This is a genomic window from Kitasatospora sp. NPDC056651 (assembly GCF_042792155.1).
GTDB lineage: Bacteria > Actinomycetota > Actinomycetes > Streptomycetales > Streptomycetaceae > Kitasatospora.
The window spans coordinates 17964-33289 of the sequence record NZ_JBHTWX010000054.1 but is presented as its reverse complement, the minus strand read 5'-3'; the positions used below and the strand labels follow the sequence as shown (position 1 = coordinate 33289).

Genomic DNA, 15326 nt, shown 5'->3' with positions numbered 1-15326 from the left:
GGTGTGAGAGCGGCGTCGCGGAATGCGAAAAGGCACCGGAGCGCGGGTCGCGCGCGCCGGTGCCCGAAGTGCGGTGGGGGAGTGCGGCTACTCCGGACGCTTCAAGCGGGTGATGAACTTGTAGCGGTCGCCGCGGTAGATCGAGCGGACCCACTCGACCGGATCGCCCTCGGCGTCGAAGGAGTGCCGGGAGAGCTGGAGCATCGGCAGGCCGAGGTCGGAGCCGAGCAGGCCGGCCTCGCGCGGGTTGGCCAGGGTGGTCTCGATGGTCTCCTCGGCCTCGGCCACGGTGACCCCGTACACCTCGCGCAGCGCGGCGTACAGCGAGGTGTGCTTGGCGAGGTTGCGGCGCAGGGCGGGGAAGCGCTTGGCGGAGAGGTGGGCGACCTCGATGGCCATCGGGTCGCCGTTGGCCAGCCGCAGCCGCTCGATCCGCAGCACCCGGCCGCCGGGCTTGATGTCCAGCAGCGGGGCGAGCCGCTCGTCGGCGGTGATGTAGCCGATCTCGACGAGCCGGGAGGCGGGCTCCAGGCCCTGGGCCCGCATGTCCTCGGTGTAGGAGGTCAGCTGGAGGGCCTGGGCGACCTTGGGCTTGGCGACGAAGGTGCCCTTGCCCTGGATGCGCTCCAGCCGGCCCTCGACCACCAGCTCCTGGAGGGCCTGGCGGACGGTGGTGCGCGAGGTGTCGAACTGGGCGGCCAGCGCGCGCTCGGGCGGCACCGGGGTGCCGGCGGGCTGGGTCTCGGTGAGCTGCAGCAGGTGCCGCTTCAGGCCGTAGTACTTGGGGACGCGCGCGGTCGGATCGGTGCCGGCCTGCGTCGGGAGGTTGTTCACCTCGGGGTCGTTGACCTGGGCGGTGGATCCCCCGTCGCTGCTCATCGGACCTGTTCTCCCGCTTCTCGCGGGGCCTTCACCGGCCCCGCCACATCGTTAACGGCTCACATCGTTGCATGTATGGCTACGGAACGAATACCTCATCACGCGATGAACGATGTGCGGTGTCGTCTTGATAACGGGTGGTGGAGATCGGCCGAACAGCCGTTGACAGGCCCATTGGTCTAGGCCAAGCTCCAGGCATCTGGTCTACACCACTAGACCGGTAACTATGAATCCCCCCACCCGTTCGATGGGGTCCGCGGCACCTTATCCCCCGCTTTGTGAGGGTCTGCCGCTGCCGCCCGACGGGGGCAACCCAGGCATCCCTCAGGAGGATGGCGTGAAGCGTCAGCTCATCGCGGCGGTCGGCGTCGCAGCAATGGTCGTCGGCCTGGCGGCCTGCAGCTCGGACGGCAAGAAGAGCGAGGACAAGTCGGGCTCGACCTCCGCCTCGGCTGCCGACAAGTACAAGGGCAAGACGCTGAAGGTCTGGACCATGACCGGCTCGGCCCCGAAGGGCTGGACCGACGCGGTCAAGACCGAGTTCGAGACCACCTACCCGGGCTCGAAGGTCGAGTTCACCGCCCAGGAGTGGGGCGGCATCGGTGCCAAGGTCACCACCGCCCTGTCCGAGGGCTCGGTCGACGTCCTGGAGGTCGGCAACACCCAGACCGCCGGCTACGCCGCCTCGGGTGGCCTGCTGGACATCACCAAGGACAAGGCCGCCTTCGGTGGCGACGCCTGGCCGGCCAACCAGAACGAGTCCGCCGTTCTGGACGGCAAGCAGTACGCCGCCCCGTGGTACGTCACCAACCGCGTGGTCGCCTACAACAAGGACCTGTGGGCCAAGGCCGGCCTGACCGGCGCGCCGAAGACCCTGGAGGACTTCTACGGCGACCTGGAGAAGCTGAAGACCACCGAGGGCGTCGCCGACCCGATCTACATGCCGGGTCAGGAGTGGTACGTCTACTTCGGTCTGCTCAGCAGCGAGGGTGGCAAGATCGCCAAGAAGGACGGCGACAAGTGGGTCGGCGGCCTGGGCTCGCCGGAGAGCCAGAAGGCCTTCGAGACCTACAAGAAGCTCCAGAGCTACTCGGTGACCGGTCCGAAGGACAAGGACGAGGCCACCCCGCAGCAGAAGGACGTCTTCGGCAAGGGCAACGTCGGCGCCATGATCGGCCTCGGCTGGGAGCTCCCGGACGAGAAGGCGGCCCTGGCCAAGGACAAGATCGGCTTCTTCCCGCTCCCGGGCAAGACCGCCGACAAGCCCTCCGGCGTGTTCCTCGGTGGTTCCAACCTCGCGATCGCCTCGCAGAGCAAGAACACCGACATGGCCAAGGACTTCCTGAAGGTCGCCCTCAACGACAAGAACGAGGGTCTGTTCGCCGCCGCCGGCATCACCACCAACAAGCCGGCCCTGGACGCCGCGATCACCGGTGACTTCGCCCTGGCCGCCAAGGCCGCCGCGGCCGCCGGCTCGATCACCCCGAACACCCCGAACTGGGCCAGCGTCGAGGACAACCCGAACCCGGTCAAGGAGTTCCTGACCGCTGTCCTCCAGGGCGGCGACTTCGCCTCCACGGCCGCGAAGTACGACGACATCATCGCGAAGAAGCTCAACCAGAAGCAGTAACAGCACTGAGCGGCGTCGCTCACCGGCCCCCGGCGGGGGGTCGGTGGGCGGCGCCTGTCCGTCGTGGCCGGTTGTGAGGAAGTGAGAACGATGGCTGTGCATTCGCAGCGGGTGCAGACGCAGTCCCCGGAGCCAGGGAAGGCTGCTGTGGCTTTTGAGAAGGGCGGCGGCTCGAAGGACGGCTCGAAGGGCACCGCGCCGAAGGGCTCCAGATCCGGGGGCGGCCCCAGCCTGGGCACACGCCTCGCACCGTACCTGCTGCTGCTGCCGGCCACCCTGGCGACCCTGGCCCTGCTGGGCTGGCCGCTGATCAAGACGGTTCTGCTGTCGTTCCAGAACCTCAACCGGCGCCAGCTCGTGATGCACCTGACCGAGTGGAACGGCTTCGACAACTACAAGGAGCAGCTGACCGACCCGGAGTTCTGGGCGGTCACCGGCCGTAGCGTCGTCTTCACCCTGATCAACGTGGTGCTGATCATGGTCAGCGGAACCCTGGTCGGCCTGCTGCTGAACCAGCTCGGCAAGAAGATGCGGCTGGTGCTCCAGATCGCGCTGCTGCTGGCCTGGGCCATGCCGGTGGTCGCCGCGACCACCGTCTACACCTGGCTGTTCGACTCCCAGTGGGGCGTCGTCAACTGGATCCTGGACCAGCTGGGCTGGCACTCGATGCACGGCTACAACTGGCTCAGCAACGAGTACTCGACGTTCTTCATCGTCATCCTGCTGATCGTCTGGATGTCGATCCCGTTCGTGGCGTTCAACATGTACGCCGGTCTGACGACCATCCCCAAGGAGCTCTACGAGGCCGCCCGGATGGACGGGGCCGGCGCGCTCAAGATCTTCACCGCGGTGATCTTCCCCAACCTGAAGCCCTTCTTCCTGGCCACGACCTTCCTCCAGATCATCTGGGTGTTCAAGTCCTTCACCCAGGTCTACGCGATCAACGCGGGTGGCCCCGAGAGCCTGACCAGGACCCTGCCGGTGCACGCCTTCCTGGAGGGCTCCTCCGGTCAGCACTACGGCATCGGCGCCGCGATCGCGGTGCTCACCATCCTGATGCTGGGCGCGCTGATGGCGTTCTACTTCCGCATCATGATCAAGCAGGAGGACGAGCTGTGAGGCGCTCTCTCTTCGGACGTACCTGGCTGAACGTGACCGCGGCCGTCCTCGTCGTCTTCTTCGTCTTCCCCGTCTACTGGATGTTCGCGACGTCGTTCAAGCAGAACACCGACATCCTCAGTTCGACGCCGGTGTTCGTCCCGCTCAACCCGACCTTCGAGCACTTCACCACCGCGGTCAACGCCCCCAACTTCTGGACGTACGCCGTCAACAGCATCGCCGTCACGGTCGGCGCGGTGCTGTGCTCGCTGGTGATCGCGACCCTGGCGGCCTTCGCCATCGCCCGGATGAAGTTCCGCGGCCGCAAGTCCTTCGTGCTGGTCGTGATGGTGTCCCAGATGGCGCCGTGGGAGGTCATGACCATCGCGGTCTACATCATCTCCCGCGACAACGACATGCTGAACAGCCTGGTGCCGCTGACCTTCTTCTACATGATGATGGTCCTCCCCTTCACCATCTGGACGCTGCGCAGCTTCATCGCCGCGGTGCCGAAGGAGCTGGAGGAGTCGGCCATGGTGGACGGCTGCACCCGCACCCAGGCCTTCGTGAAGGTGATCTTCCCGCTGCTGGCCCCGGGTCTGATGTCGACCTCGCTGTTCGGCTTCATCACCGCGTGGAACGAGTTCCCGCTCGTCCTGATCCTCAACAAGGAGGAGGGCAAGACCCTGCCGCTGTGGCTGTCGTCCTTCAGGACGGCCTTCGGCGACGACTGGGGCGCCACCATGGCCGCCTCCACGCTGTTCGCCATCCCCGTGCTGATCCTTTTCGTCTTCCTCCAGCGCAAGGCGGTCGGCGGTCTGACCGACGGCGCCGTGAAGGGCTGAGCCACCGTGAGCATTCTCGTTCCCACCGTCGCGGACAGCGACCAGCTGCACCGTGACGCGCTGACCGTCCTCCAGCCCGGCTTCGTCGGCACCGAGCCGCCGGAGTGGCTGCGCCGCCACCTCGCCGCGGGCCTCGGCTCGGTCGCGCTGTTCGACCGCAACGTGGTCGACCTCGACCAGCTCTCGGCGCTCACCGGGGCGCTGCGGGCGGAGAACCCCGACCTGCTGATCGCCATCGACGAGGAGAGCGGCGACGTCACCCGGCTGGAGGCGGGCTCCGGCTCGTCCTGGCCGGGCAACCTCGCGCTCGGCGCGATCGACGACCCGGCACTGACCCGGGACGTCGCCCGCGAGCTGGGCCGGGCGCTGGCCGCGGCCGGCGTCAACTACAACTGGGCGCCCACCGCGGACGTCAACTCCAACCCGCGCAACCCGGTCATCGGCGTCCGCTCCTTCGGCGCCGACCCCGAGCTGTGCGCCCGGCACACCGCCGCCTGGGTCGAGGGCCTCCAGTCGGCCGGCGTGGCCGCCTGCTCCAAGCACTTCCCCGGCCACGGCGACACCGCGGTGGACTCGCACCACGGCCTGCCGGTCATCGACGTCGACCTGGACGTGCTGCGGTCCCGCGACCTGATCCCGTTCCAGGCCGCGATCGCGGCCGGCACCAAGGCCGTGATGACCGCCCACATCATGGTCCCGGCGCTGGACCCGAAGCTGCCGGCCACCCTGAGCCCGGCGGTGCTGCGCGACCTGCTGCGCGCCGCCCCGGCCGACGGCGGCCTGGGCTACCAGGGCCTGATCGTCAGCGACGCGATCGAGATGGGGGCCATCGCCGACACCTTCGGGATGGGCGAGGGCACCGTGCTGGCCCTGGCGGCCGGCGCGGACGCGATCTGCGTCGGCGGCGGGCTCGCCGACGAGGAGACCGTGCTGATGCTGCGCGACGCCATCGTGGCGGGCGTGCGCTCCGGCCGGCTCGCCGAGGAGCGGCTGGCGGACGCCGCCGACCGGGTCCGGGCGCTGGGCAGCTGGGGCCGGATCGCGGCCCAGGGCGAGCGGATCGAGCCGGACCTGGCGGTCGGCCTGCGGGCCGCGCGCCGGGCGCTCAAGGTGGTCCGGGCGCCGGGTCTGGCGGTGCCGCCGGTGAGCGAGCGCCCGTTCGTGGCCTCGTTCTCGGACGAGCCGAACATCGCCGTCGGCGACGTCACCCCGTGGGGCGTGGCCGGCATGCTGGCCGACCGCTTCCCCGGCACCCGCACCCGTGAGGTGTCGGCGGCCGAGGCCGCGCCGGAGCTGCTGGACGCCCTGGTCGGCGAGCTGCTGGCCGGCGCCGAGGGCCGCCGTCTGGTCCTGGTGGTCCGGGACGCGCACCGGCACCCGTGGATGTCCGCCGCGCTGGGCCGCCTGGTGGCCGCCCGGCCGGACGCCGCCGTGGTCGAGATGGGCCTGCCCCAGTCCGAGCCGGCCGGCGCGCTGTACATCGCCACCCACGGCGCCGCCCGGGTCTGCGGACTGGCGGCCGTGGAGGTCCTCACCGGACAGCCGGGAGCGGTCGGCTGAACCGAAGAACGAGACGTCGCCGGCCCGCTCCGGAGGACGTCGGCCGACGGGCCCGTCATGCGCATGTCGCATGGCGGGCCCGTTCTGTTTCCCCCGTGTTCGGCCGGTGGATTCCCCGGGTGACCGTGCTCTCTCAAGTGGGCCTTAAATCCACCTTAAGATCTACTTACGGTGACGGAACGGCGACTGGCGGCCACGCGGTACAACAGCTCTGCAACGGCACCCGTAACTAAGGCTTTTGGCCGTTGACACCACCTATGGTCTAGGCCAGAGTCCAGTCATCCGGTCCGAGATCAAACCTCCCCGGATGTGGTATCGGCCCCACCCGAAGCTCTTCGCCGCCCCCAGTCCGGACTTTCCTGCCGCGGGCGCCAATCACGCTGCCGGCGGGCAACACGGCTCTACACCCTCGGAGGACGGCGTGAAGAAGCGTCAGCTCATCCCCACGCTCGGGACCCTGGCACTGGCGGTCGCCCTGACGGCCTGTTCCTCGTCCGCGAAGCCCGCGGCCGACAGCGGCGGCGGTGCCGCCGACTCGAAGGCCGCCGGTGGCACCGTCACCGTCTGGCTGATGGACGACGCGCAGAAGAACTGGCCCGACCTGGTCCAGCGGGTCAACGACGAGTTCGCGGCGAAGTACCCGAACGTCACCCTCAAGCTGGTGTACCAGGGTTGGGCCGACAAGGTGGGCAAGCTCGACAAGGCCATCGCCGACGGCAACGCCCCCGACGTGGTCGAACTGGGCAACACCGAGACCATGAAGTACGTGCTCTCCGGTGCGCTGGCCCCGGTGGACCGCACCACCTTCGACAACTCCGACAGCTGGATCAGGGCGCTCGCCAACACCTGTACGTACCAGGACAAGCTGTGGTGCGTGCCCTACTACGCCGGCTCCCGGGTCGCCATCTACAACTCGACGGCCTTCCAGCAGGCCACCGGCAGCGCCGACTTCCCGAAGACCGAGGCGGACCTGCTGGCCGCGCTGGACAAGATCGCGGACCGGAACAAGGCCGACCGGACCTACTCCCCGCTCTACCTGCCCGGCCCGTACTGGTACGCCGCGATGAGCTACGTGGCCGCGTACGGCGGCAGCATCGCCAAGTTCGACAGCGCCGGCAACTGGCACGGCACCCTGCACGACGCCAAGTCGCAGCAGGGCATCAGCCACTTCGTCGACCTCGTGCGCAAGTACAACAAGGGCGATCTGGCGGTCAACGAGCAGAACCAGTTCGAGTCGATGGCCCGCGGGCACGCCGCGTCCTTCTACGGCAACGGCTACGAGGCGGCCAGCGTCACCGCGCCGGTCACCGGCGACCCGAGCATCAAGGACGCCGTCAAGGTGGCCACCATGCCCGGCCCGGACGGCAAGCCGCTGCCGACCTTCATCGGCGGCTCCGACCTCGCCGTCACCGCCAAGTCCCAGCAGGTGGCGCTGGCCACCGACTGGATCCGGATGTTCACCAGCACCAAGTCCGAGCAGGCGCTGGCCGACAAGGACATCCTGCCGAACAACCTCACCCAGCTGAACCCGCTGAAGAACAAGCCGACCACGGCCGCCGCGGCCAACGCCGTCCCGGACGCCTGGTTCACCCCGCTGGCCCCCGGCTGGAACGCGGTCGAGAAGCAGAAGATCCTCCCGGACATGCTGACCTCGATCCTCAAGGGCAAGTCGGTGGACCAGGCCACCAAGGAGGCCGACGCCGCGATCGACCAGCTGATCAACAAGGCGGCCTGACCGTCCGTCGCGGCACGCCCCTCCCGCTTCCGCAGGGGCGTGCCGCAGGGCTGTGGTGCGGGGGCGTGCCAGGGGCGTGTGAGGGTCCGGACGGGCGTGCGGACGGAGGTGCCCGCCGGCTGGTGCGCCCGTAGGATTGCGGGACGAAGGACCGCAGCGAGTGTGCGGACTCGCCGCCGTGGAGGTCCCCGCCGGGCAGCCGCCCGTGCGGGGTCGAATCCGTCCCACCGGAGGCAGACCCTGATGTCCGACCCGCAGACCGTTCCCGTCCCCGGCCGGATCATGGCGGCGGAGATGGCCGAGCAGCCGGCCGTCCTCCAGCGCATCCTCGACGAGGGTGCCCCGAAGATCCGCGAGGTCGCCGCGCAGATCGCCGCCCGCGGCCCGCGCTTCGTCCTGCTCACCGCGCGCGGCACGTCCGACAACGCCGCGCTGTACGCCAAGTACCTGATCGAGATCCTGCTCGGCAAGCCGGCCGGCCTGACCTCGATGTCCACCACCACCGCGTACGGTGCCAAGCCGGACCTCACCGACGTCCTGGTGATCACCGTCAGCCAGTCCGGAGGCTCGCCCGACCTGGTGGCCTCCACCAAGGCCGCCCGCGAGGCCGGGGCCATCACCCTCGCGGTGACCAACAACGCCGCCTCGCCGCTGGCCGAGGTGTCCGAGTTCCACATCGACGTGCTGGCCGGCCCGGAGAAGGCGCTGCCGGCCACCAAGACCTACACCGCCGAGTTGCTGGCGCTCTACCTGCTGGTCGAGGGCCTGCGCGGGGGCGACGGCGAGGCCGCCAAGGAGCTGCCGGGCCTGGCCGCCGGGGTGCTGGCCCGCAAGGCCGAGGTGAAGGCGCTGGCCGAGCGCTACCGCTTCGCCCAGCGCCTGGTGATCACCTCGCGCGGCTACGGGTACCCGACCGCCCGCGAGGCGGCGCTCAAGCTGATGGAGACCACCTACATCCCGGCCACCCCGTTCTCCGGCGCCGACCTGCTGCACGGCCCGCTGGCGATGGTGGACAACGTCTCGCCGGTCATCGCGATCGTCCCGGACGGCAAGGGCGGCGAGGCCCTCCAGCCGGTGCTGGACCGGCTGCGCGGGCGCGGCGCGGACCTGGTGGTGGTCGGGCAGCAGGCGCAGGTGGACGACGCCTCGGCGGGCTTCGCGCTGCCCGCCGGGGTGCCCGAGGAGGTGCAGCCGATCCTGGAGATCCTGCCGCTGCAACTGCTGGCCCACGAGGTGACCATCGCCCGCGGCCAGGACCCGGACGCCCCGCGCGCCCTGGCCAAGGTCACCGAGACGCGCTAGGTCCTGTCCCGGGAAACGAGCCGGCCCCCGGTCCACAGCTTGTGGACCGGGGGCCGGTCCCTGAGCGGCTGATCATGGATCGGGGGCCGAAAACACTACGGGCCACGGCGCCGACACGGGACCCTCAACCCATGCGGCACCGTAGCCCGAAGCTGTCGTCGGGCACCGGGTTCGACCGAGAACTGTGCGGGGTCCTCGCTCGGCGGCGTCCGACCGAGGAGGGGCCGCGCGCGGTCAGGGCAGTTGCGCGGGGGGCCTCTCCTTGGTGCCCTTTCATTGTGGACTAGACCAATCTCGGTTGTCCAGGCCTCTCCGAAAATTGGTCTAAACAACTCAGGCGGGAGCCGGAGGGCCCGCCCGGCCCTCCGGCCAGGCCCCGCGCGGTCCGCCCGCCGGTCCGCCGTGCCCCGCCCGGACCGGCGGCGCTACCCTCGCCATGTGCCCTCGCTGAACGAACTCGTCCGCCGCCACACCACCCTGACCGGGGCCGACGTGGAATGGCTCCACATGCTGGTCTCGGAGTGGCAGCTGCTCTCCGACCTCTCCTTCGCCGACCTGGTGCTGTGGATCCCGACCTGGGACGGCATCCGCTACGTCTCGGTGGCGCAGATGCGACCCAACACCGGGCCCACCTCCTACCAGGACGACATGGTCGGCCACCTCGTCCCGCGCGGCCGCCGCCCGCTGCTGGACGCCGCCTTCGACGAGGGCCGGATCGTGCGCGAGGGCGATCCGGAGTGGCGCGAGGAGGTCCCGGTCCGGGTCGAGTCGATCCCGGTCCGGCGCGAGGGCAAGGTGCTCGGGGTGATCGCCCGCAACACCAACCTGCTGACCGTCCGCACCCCCAGCCGGCTGGAGCTCACCTACCTCCAGAGCGCCTCCGACCTGGCCCAGATGATCGCGGCCGGCTCCTTCCCCTTCCCCGGCGCCGAGCAGGCCGACATGGACGCCGCGCCCCGGGTCGGCGACGGCCTGATCCGGCTGGACGCGGACGGCGTCGTCACCTACGCCAGCCCCAACGCCCTCTCCGCCTACCACCGCCTCGGCCTCACCACCGACCTGGTCGGCAGCCACCTCGGCCGCGCCACCGCCGACCTCGCCCCACCGTCCCGCTCGGCCGTCCACGAGGCACTGGTGAAGGTGGCGAGCGGCTGGGCGCCCCGGCAGACCGAGGTGGAGGCCCAGGGGGGAGTGGTGACCCTGCGGGCGATCCCGCTCAAGCCCAAGGGCACCCTGACCGGTTCGCTGGTGCTCTGCCGGGACGTGACCGAGCTGCGGCGCCGCGATCGCGAGCTGATGACCAAGGACGCCACCATCCGGGAGATCCACCACCGGGTGAAGAACAACCTCCAGACCGTCGCGGCGCTGCTTCGGCTGCAGTCCCGCCGGATGGACTCGGAGTCCGGCCGGGCCGCGCTGGACGAGGCGGTGCGCCGGGTCGGCTCGATCGCGATCGTGCACGAGACGCTCTCCCAGGCCCTGGACGAGCAGGTGGCCTTCGACGAGATCGCCGACCGGGTGCTGACGATGGTCATGGAGCTGTCCCAGGACGGCCGGGTGGCCACCCGGCGCAGCGGCAGCTTCGGCATCCTGTCCGCCGAGGTGGCCACCCCGCTGTCGATGGTGCTGACCGAGCTGCTCCAGAACGCCCTGGAACACGCTTTCGGCCCGACGGCCTCGGGGAACCTGGAGGTGAGCGCGCTGCGCGGCCGGGCCCCGGCGACCGGGATGGGCTGGTCGGACAGCTGGAACGGCGGCGCCCGGCCGGAGGAGTACCTGCTGATCACGGTGCAGGACGACGGCCGCGGCATGCCGGAGGGGTTCGACCCGAAGACGGCGGGCAACCTCGGACTCCAGATCGTCCGGACGCTGGCCACCGGCGAACTGGGCGGCACCTTCGACATGGTGGCCGGCCCGAACGGCGGGACCAAGGTGATCCTGGAGATCCCGGTCCGCTGAGGCGTGGGTTGCGCGAAGGTGCGCGAAGGTGTGCGACGGGGGCGTGAGCCCGGCGAGAGCGCCGGGTGCACGCTCCGCGCGCCGGAGCGCGGAAACAGAAACGAGGCCCTGTCGACCGGGGGGGGGTGGGTCGACAGGGCCTCTCAACCCGTTCCGGCCGTCGGGGGGAGTCGGCCGGAACGGGGGCTCTGGGTGGTGCGACACTTCGCCGGTGCGTTGCACACGGTGAGCGCCACAGCTCCACAATATTGCTCTAAGTGAACAGTATCAAGTGGCTGGGCTGTCCGGTGTCGCAGAGCCTCGCGGGGCGGGGCCCTTTGTGCGGAAGGCTTCACCAGGAGGTGCAGGGAAGCCTTTGATCATGTGTCGATCGGTACGGCGGTTACTGCGGGTACTACGGCGTGTGATCGCTGCGCGATCAGGCGGTGCGGGCGCGGTTGCGGGCGGCGCGGCGCTTCATGGCGCGACGCTCGTCCTCGCTCATGCCGCCCCAGACGCCGGCGTCCTGGCCGGTCTCGAGAGCCCACTGGAGGCACTGCTCCATCACCGGACAGCGGCGGCACACGGCCTTGGCTTCCTCGATCTGCAGCAGAGCAGGACCGGTGTTCCCGATCGGGAAGAACAGCTCCGGGTCCTCTTCGCGGCAGACAGCGCGGTGGCGCCAGTCCATGGTCGTCCAACTCCTCCTGCCGCGGGGGGTGGCCCGATCGGCATAATCGAATGGCTTGTGAATGTGAACGCTTTCACGAATCCCGCAACAGCAAAAGAGACCAAAGGCCCACCGGGCCCGGGTGGTCTGTGCTGGGGGGGATTCGGCGATTCGAGGGACACCCCGCGGTCGGCGCTCCTGTGGTTCCGGAGTTGCCGTCGCTGCGATGTGTCCCGATCGCCATGTAGAGGTTCGCAAACCTCGGGCTCGGATACAACCCCCTTCGGGGAGGAATTTTGGATTCTTCGGTGTCGCCTAGCTCACAGCCAGTACTTCTATGGAGTGAAGGGGGCTTGTGCGTTCGAGAAGAAGGAGGAACCCCCCTTCCAGTCACACAATCACACGCAGTGCCCGCCGAACGCCTGTGAAACTGACGCGACTCCTGTCTCCAAGATGGTCGCCGTCGACCTGGAACGGGCTGGGTTCCTCCGAAACCAAGGTGAAGTGTCTGACGTCGTGATAGGAGACGACGTGCTTCCCGCCGGGACCGGCCGGAGGGGCGCTGTCGCTCGAAGACGCGTACGACCGCAGGATCTGACGGACCGTTCGAGCCGTGCCGAACGCCGTCATCCGGGTGATGCCGAAGACGTCCAGATCAGTGTCGAAGGAGGCGAGCGGTGAGGGGTAGACCGGACGGTTGCCGAGGAAGGTCCACGGCGAGGTGTTGCTGACTATCGACAGCACCAGGCCCGCAACCGGCGCCCGCCCCGGCAGGAGCAGGGAGACCGGGCCGGAACGGCGCTGCTCACGCTGGGTGAAGTAGTGCTTCAGGGCCTGGCCGACGTACAGGGCGTGGGTGGACTTGCGCCCGGCCCGGCGCTGCTCCTCGACCCGGCCCACCACCCCGGCGTCGAAGCCGAGGCCGGCGGTGAAGGTGAACCAGCGGTCCGGCAGGCCGTCGGTCATCGCCTTGCCGAGCCCGATCGGCCGCTCGCGGCCGTGCTCCAGCGCGTCCAGCAGCGCCCCGGTGGCCTCCACCGGATCGTTGGGCAGGCCCAGCGCGCGGGCGAACACATTGGTCGAACCGCCCGGCACCACGGCCAGTCGCGGGACCTTCTCGCCCGGGCCGTGCGCGAGCAGCCCGTTCACCACCTCGTTGACGGTGCCGTCGCCACCCAGCGCCACCACCAGGTCGACCGTGCCGTCCTCCGCCGCCTCGCGGGCCAGGTCGCGCGCGTGGCCCCGGTACTGGGTCTCGGCGACCTCCAGCTTCAGATCGCTGCGCAGCGCGTGGATCAGGACGTCCCTGGTCCGGCCACTGGTGGTGGTGGCCTTGTGGTTCACGACCAGGAGAGCGCGCATGGGGAAAGCCTACGGGTCGGTACGGACCGACCGGCGGCTACCCTGCTGGAGTGACCGCAGAAACCTCCGCTCCCGCCCCCTCGGCAGGCTCCGGCCGTCCGGCCTCCCTGACCCTGGGCGCCGCCCTCACCGCCCTGGAGGGCGCCGCGCTGGCCGTCGTCGGCGTCATGGACATGGTGTCCGCGCTCTCCGGCGAGGCCAAGCAGCTGGCCCTGAACGAGTTCGGCGGCGCGGTCATCGTGCTGCTCGGCGTGTTGCCGATCCTGGCCGCCCGCGCGCTGCTCAAGGAGCGCCGCTGGGGCCGCAGTCCGGCGGTGCTGACCAACTCGATCTGCCTGCCGGTCGCCTACTACATGTGCCAGATCGGCGGCGGGATGGTCGCGGTCGGCGTGCTGGTCGGCCTGCTCGGCCTGGTGGGCATCGGCTGCCTGCTGAACCCGAAGTCGACGGCGGCCCTGTACGCCCAGCCGGAGGGCTGAGCACACAGGGCCGCCGGACCTGAGCCACCGTCAGTCCTACTCCTCCACCAGGAGCTTCTCCCGCAGCTGCGCCAACGTCCGGGCGAGCAGTCGGGACACGTGCATCTGGGAGATCCCCACCTCGGCGGCGATCTGCGACTGGGTCATGTTCCGGAAGAACCGCAGCACCAGGATCTTCTGCTCCCGGGGCGGCAGTTGGGCCAGCAGCGGCTTGAGCGACTCGCGGTACTCGACGCCCTCCAGCGCCTCGTCGGTCGCGCCCAGGGTGTCCGCGACGGCCGGCGACTCGTCGTCGCTGTCCGGGACGTCCAGGGACAGCGTGGAGTACGCGTTGGCGGACTCCAGGCCCTCCAGGACGTCCTCCTCGGAGATCCCCAGGTGCTCGGCCAGTTCGTGCACCGTGGGGGAGCGGCCGTGCCGCTGGGAGAGTTCGCTGGTCGCCGTGGTGAGCGAGAGCCGCAGCTCCTGGAGCCGGCGCGGAACGCGCACCGCCCAGCCCTTGTCGCGGAAGTGCCGCTTGATCTCCCCGACGATGGTCGGCGTCGCGTAGGTGGAGAACTCGACCCCGCGCTCGTGGTCGAAGCGGTCCACCGACTTGATCAGCCCGATGGTGGCGACCTGGGTCAGGTCGTCCAGCGGCTCACCGCGGTTGCGGAAGCGCCGGGCCAGGTGCTCGACCAGCGGGATGTGCATCCGCACCAGCTGGTTGCGCAGCTCGACCCGCTCCGGGGAGCCCTCGGGCAGTGCGGACAGCCGGACGAACAGCGCGCGGGCGGCCTCCCGGTCCGGGGCGCCGGTGCGGTGCGAGCCCTGGGCGGGCACCGCGCCGTGCAGTTCGGCCTCGGGTGCCGGGTCCGCCTCGGCCGCCGGGTCCGCTGCGTTCGCTGCCTTCGTCTCGTCCGCGGGGTCCACCGGGCCCGCCGGGCTCACCGGGCCCGGCGGGGACGCGGAGGCGGGCGTCGGATCGGACGTCGGCTCGGTGGGGTGGCTCATCCGGTGGGCGTCCTTCGGGTGCGCTTCGTCGTTGGCGGCGAGGCCGGGAACGCTCGCCTGGGTCGGTACGGCAGGTCCCGCCGTCGCGAGGCCGGTACGGTCCAGATCACTCACGGCCATTCCCCCGTTCCGTTCCGGGAGCACCGGGGCCGGCGGCCCCGGAATCGTCTCGTTGGTCGTACCGCCCCGGGGGCGGTACCGGGAGCCGCCCGCCGGGCCCCGGAGCGGGGATCGGCGGACGGCCCTTGCGCGGGTGGTGCTGGGTGCTGCTCGCTGCCGGCCGGCCCGACTAGTGGGCCGGGGTCCCGCCGCGCTTCTTGTGCAGGCTGATCGACACGGTGTTGTCCTCGGCGACCGAGGAGTCGACCTCGCCGGCCAGCGCGGAGAGCACCGTCCAGGCGAAGGTGTCCCGTTCGGGAGCCTTGCCGTCGGTGGTCGGTGCGGCGACGGTCACCTTCAGCGAGTCGCCGACCAGCCGGAACTCGCAGGACAGTACGGAGCCGGGCACCGCCTGCTGGAGCAGGATGGCGCAGGCCTCGTCGACCGCGATCCGCAGGTCCTCGATCTCGTCGAGGGTGAAATCCAGCCGGGCCGCCAACCCGGCCGTCGCTGTTCGCAGCACGGAGAGGTAGGCGCCCGCTGCGGGCAGCCGGACCTCCACGAAGTCCTGAACACCGAGATCGCCGTCGATCTGGGACACCCTTGCCTCCTGGGTGGCGCGCTGTGCTTTCTTGGTACCCCGCTTGTTACCGCTTGCTACCCCCGGAGGGGCCCCGGTGCCGCGGATCCGCCATCGCTCTGCCTTCCGCACCCCGGTTCGGGAGTTACTCATGGT

At 70.2% G+C, this 15326-nt stretch carries 13 protein-coding genes; 8 read left to right on the top strand and 5 right to left on the bottom strand.

What is annotated here, in order from left to right:
* Positions 1-87: 87 nt before the first annotated feature.
* Positions 88-879, bottom strand: a complete 792-nt coding sequence (locus tag ACFRAR_RS21485; protein ID WP_380699719.1) for a GntR family transcriptional regulator — start codon at positions 877-879, stop codon at positions 88-90.
* 337 nt (positions 880-1216) lie between these two features.
* Between ACFRAR_RS21485 and ACFRAR_RS21480 the strand changes: the two genes are divergently transcribed.
* The 7 genes from ACFRAR_RS21480 (at position 1217) to ACFRAR_RS21450 (ending at position 11008) form a co-directional block, all read left to right on the top strand.
* The gene (locus ACFRAR_RS21480) at positions 1217-2509 is read left to right on the top strand and encodes an extracellular solute-binding protein (RefSeq protein ID WP_380699718.1); all 1293 of its coding nucleotides are present in this window, start codon (positions 1217-1219) and stop codon (positions 2507-2509) included.
* 90 nt (positions 2510-2599) lie between these two features.
* A complete protein-coding gene (locus tag ACFRAR_RS21475) occupies positions 2600-3628 on the top strand; it encodes a carbohydrate ABC transporter permease (protein ID WP_380699717.1) in 1029 nt (342 codons plus the stop codon).
* Positions 3625-4452, top strand: coding sequence for a carbohydrate ABC transporter permease (locus ACFRAR_RS21470; RefSeq protein ID WP_380699716.1), 828 nt, complete (start codon positions 3625-3627; stop codon positions 4450-4452). Before ACFRAR_RS21475 ends, ACFRAR_RS21470 begins: the two co-directional genes overlap by 4 nt.
* 6 nt (positions 4453-4458) lie before the next feature.
* Positions 4459-6012 (top strand): glycoside hydrolase family 3 protein, encoded by a 1554-nt coding sequence (locus ACFRAR_RS21465; protein ID WP_380699715.1) that lies wholly within the window; start codon positions 4459-4461, stop codon positions 6010-6012.
* A 421-nt stretch (positions 6013-6433) separates the two neighbouring features.
* Positions 6434-7747 (top strand): extracellular solute-binding protein, encoded by a 1314-nt coding sequence (locus ACFRAR_RS21460; RefSeq protein ID WP_380699714.1) that lies wholly within the window; start codon positions 6434-6436, stop codon positions 7745-7747.
* A 243-nt stretch (positions 7748-7990) separates the two neighbouring features.
* Entirely contained in the window at positions 7991-9049 is a 1059-nt protein-coding gene (locus ACFRAR_RS21455; RefSeq protein WP_380699713.1) for an SIS domain-containing protein, read from the top strand.
* 438 nt (positions 9050-9487) lie between these two features.
* On the top strand, positions 9488-11008 hold the full coding sequence (locus ACFRAR_RS21450) for a sensor histidine kinase (RefSeq protein ID WP_380699712.1): 1521 nt from the start codon (positions 9488-9490) through the stop codon (positions 11006-11008).
* 418 nt (positions 11009-11426) lie between these two features.
* Here ACFRAR_RS21450 and ACFRAR_RS21445 read toward each other — a convergent pair whose 3' ends face one another.
* The gene (locus ACFRAR_RS21445) at positions 11427-11678 is read right to left on the bottom strand and encodes a WhiB family transcriptional regulator (RefSeq protein WP_014138019.1); all 252 of its coding nucleotides are present in this window, start codon (positions 11676-11678) and stop codon (positions 11427-11429) included.
* Between the two features lie 369 nt (positions 11679-12047).
* Positions 12048-13019, bottom strand: a complete 972-nt coding sequence (locus ACFRAR_RS21440) for a diacylglycerol/lipid kinase family protein (protein WP_380699711.1) — start codon at positions 13017-13019, stop codon at positions 12048-12050.
* A 50-nt stretch (positions 13020-13069) separates the two neighbouring features.
* On the opposite strand from ACFRAR_RS21440, the gene ACFRAR_RS21435 reads away from it, so the two are divergent.
* Positions 13070-13498, top strand: coding sequence for a hypothetical protein (locus ACFRAR_RS21435; RefSeq protein ID WP_380699710.1), 429 nt, complete (start codon positions 13070-13072; stop codon positions 13496-13498).
* Positions 13499-13534: 36 nt separating this feature from the next.
* Here the strand turns inward: ACFRAR_RS21435 and ACFRAR_RS21430 are convergent, their stop codons facing one another.
* Both ACFRAR_RS21430 and ACFRAR_RS21425 read right to left on the bottom strand, forming a co-directional pair.
* Positions 13535-14605, bottom strand: coding sequence for an RNA polymerase sigma factor SigF (locus tag ACFRAR_RS21430; protein ID WP_380699709.1), 1071 nt, complete (start codon positions 14603-14605; stop codon positions 13535-13537).
* Between the two features lie 175 nt (positions 14606-14780).
* Positions 14781-15191, bottom strand: a complete 411-nt coding sequence (locus ACFRAR_RS21425) for an anti-sigma regulatory factor (RefSeq protein WP_316526340.1) — start codon at positions 15189-15191, stop codon at positions 14781-14783.
* Positions 15192-15326: the final 135 nt, after the last annotated feature.

Coding starts and splice junctions, on each gene's coding strand:
- ACFRAR_RS21485 (WP_380699719.1), bottom strand. CDS start 879: ATGAGCAGCGACGGGGGATCCACCGCCCAGGTCAACGACCCCGAGGTG.
- ACFRAR_RS21475 (WP_380699717.1), top strand. CDS start 2,600: ATGGCTGTGCATTCGCAGCGGGTGCAGACGCAGTCCCCGGAGCCAGGG.
- ACFRAR_RS21455 (WP_380699713.1), top strand. CDS start 7,991: ATGTCCGACCCGCAGACCGTTCCCGTCCCCGGCCGGATCATGGCGGCG.
- ACFRAR_RS21445 (WP_014138019.1), bottom strand. CDS start 11,678: ATGGACTGGCGCCACCGCGCTGTCTGCCGCGAAGAGGACCCGGAGCTG.
- ACFRAR_RS21440 (WP_380699711.1), bottom strand. CDS start 13,019: ATGCGCGCTCTCCTGGTCGTGAACCACAAGGCCACCACCACCAGTGGC.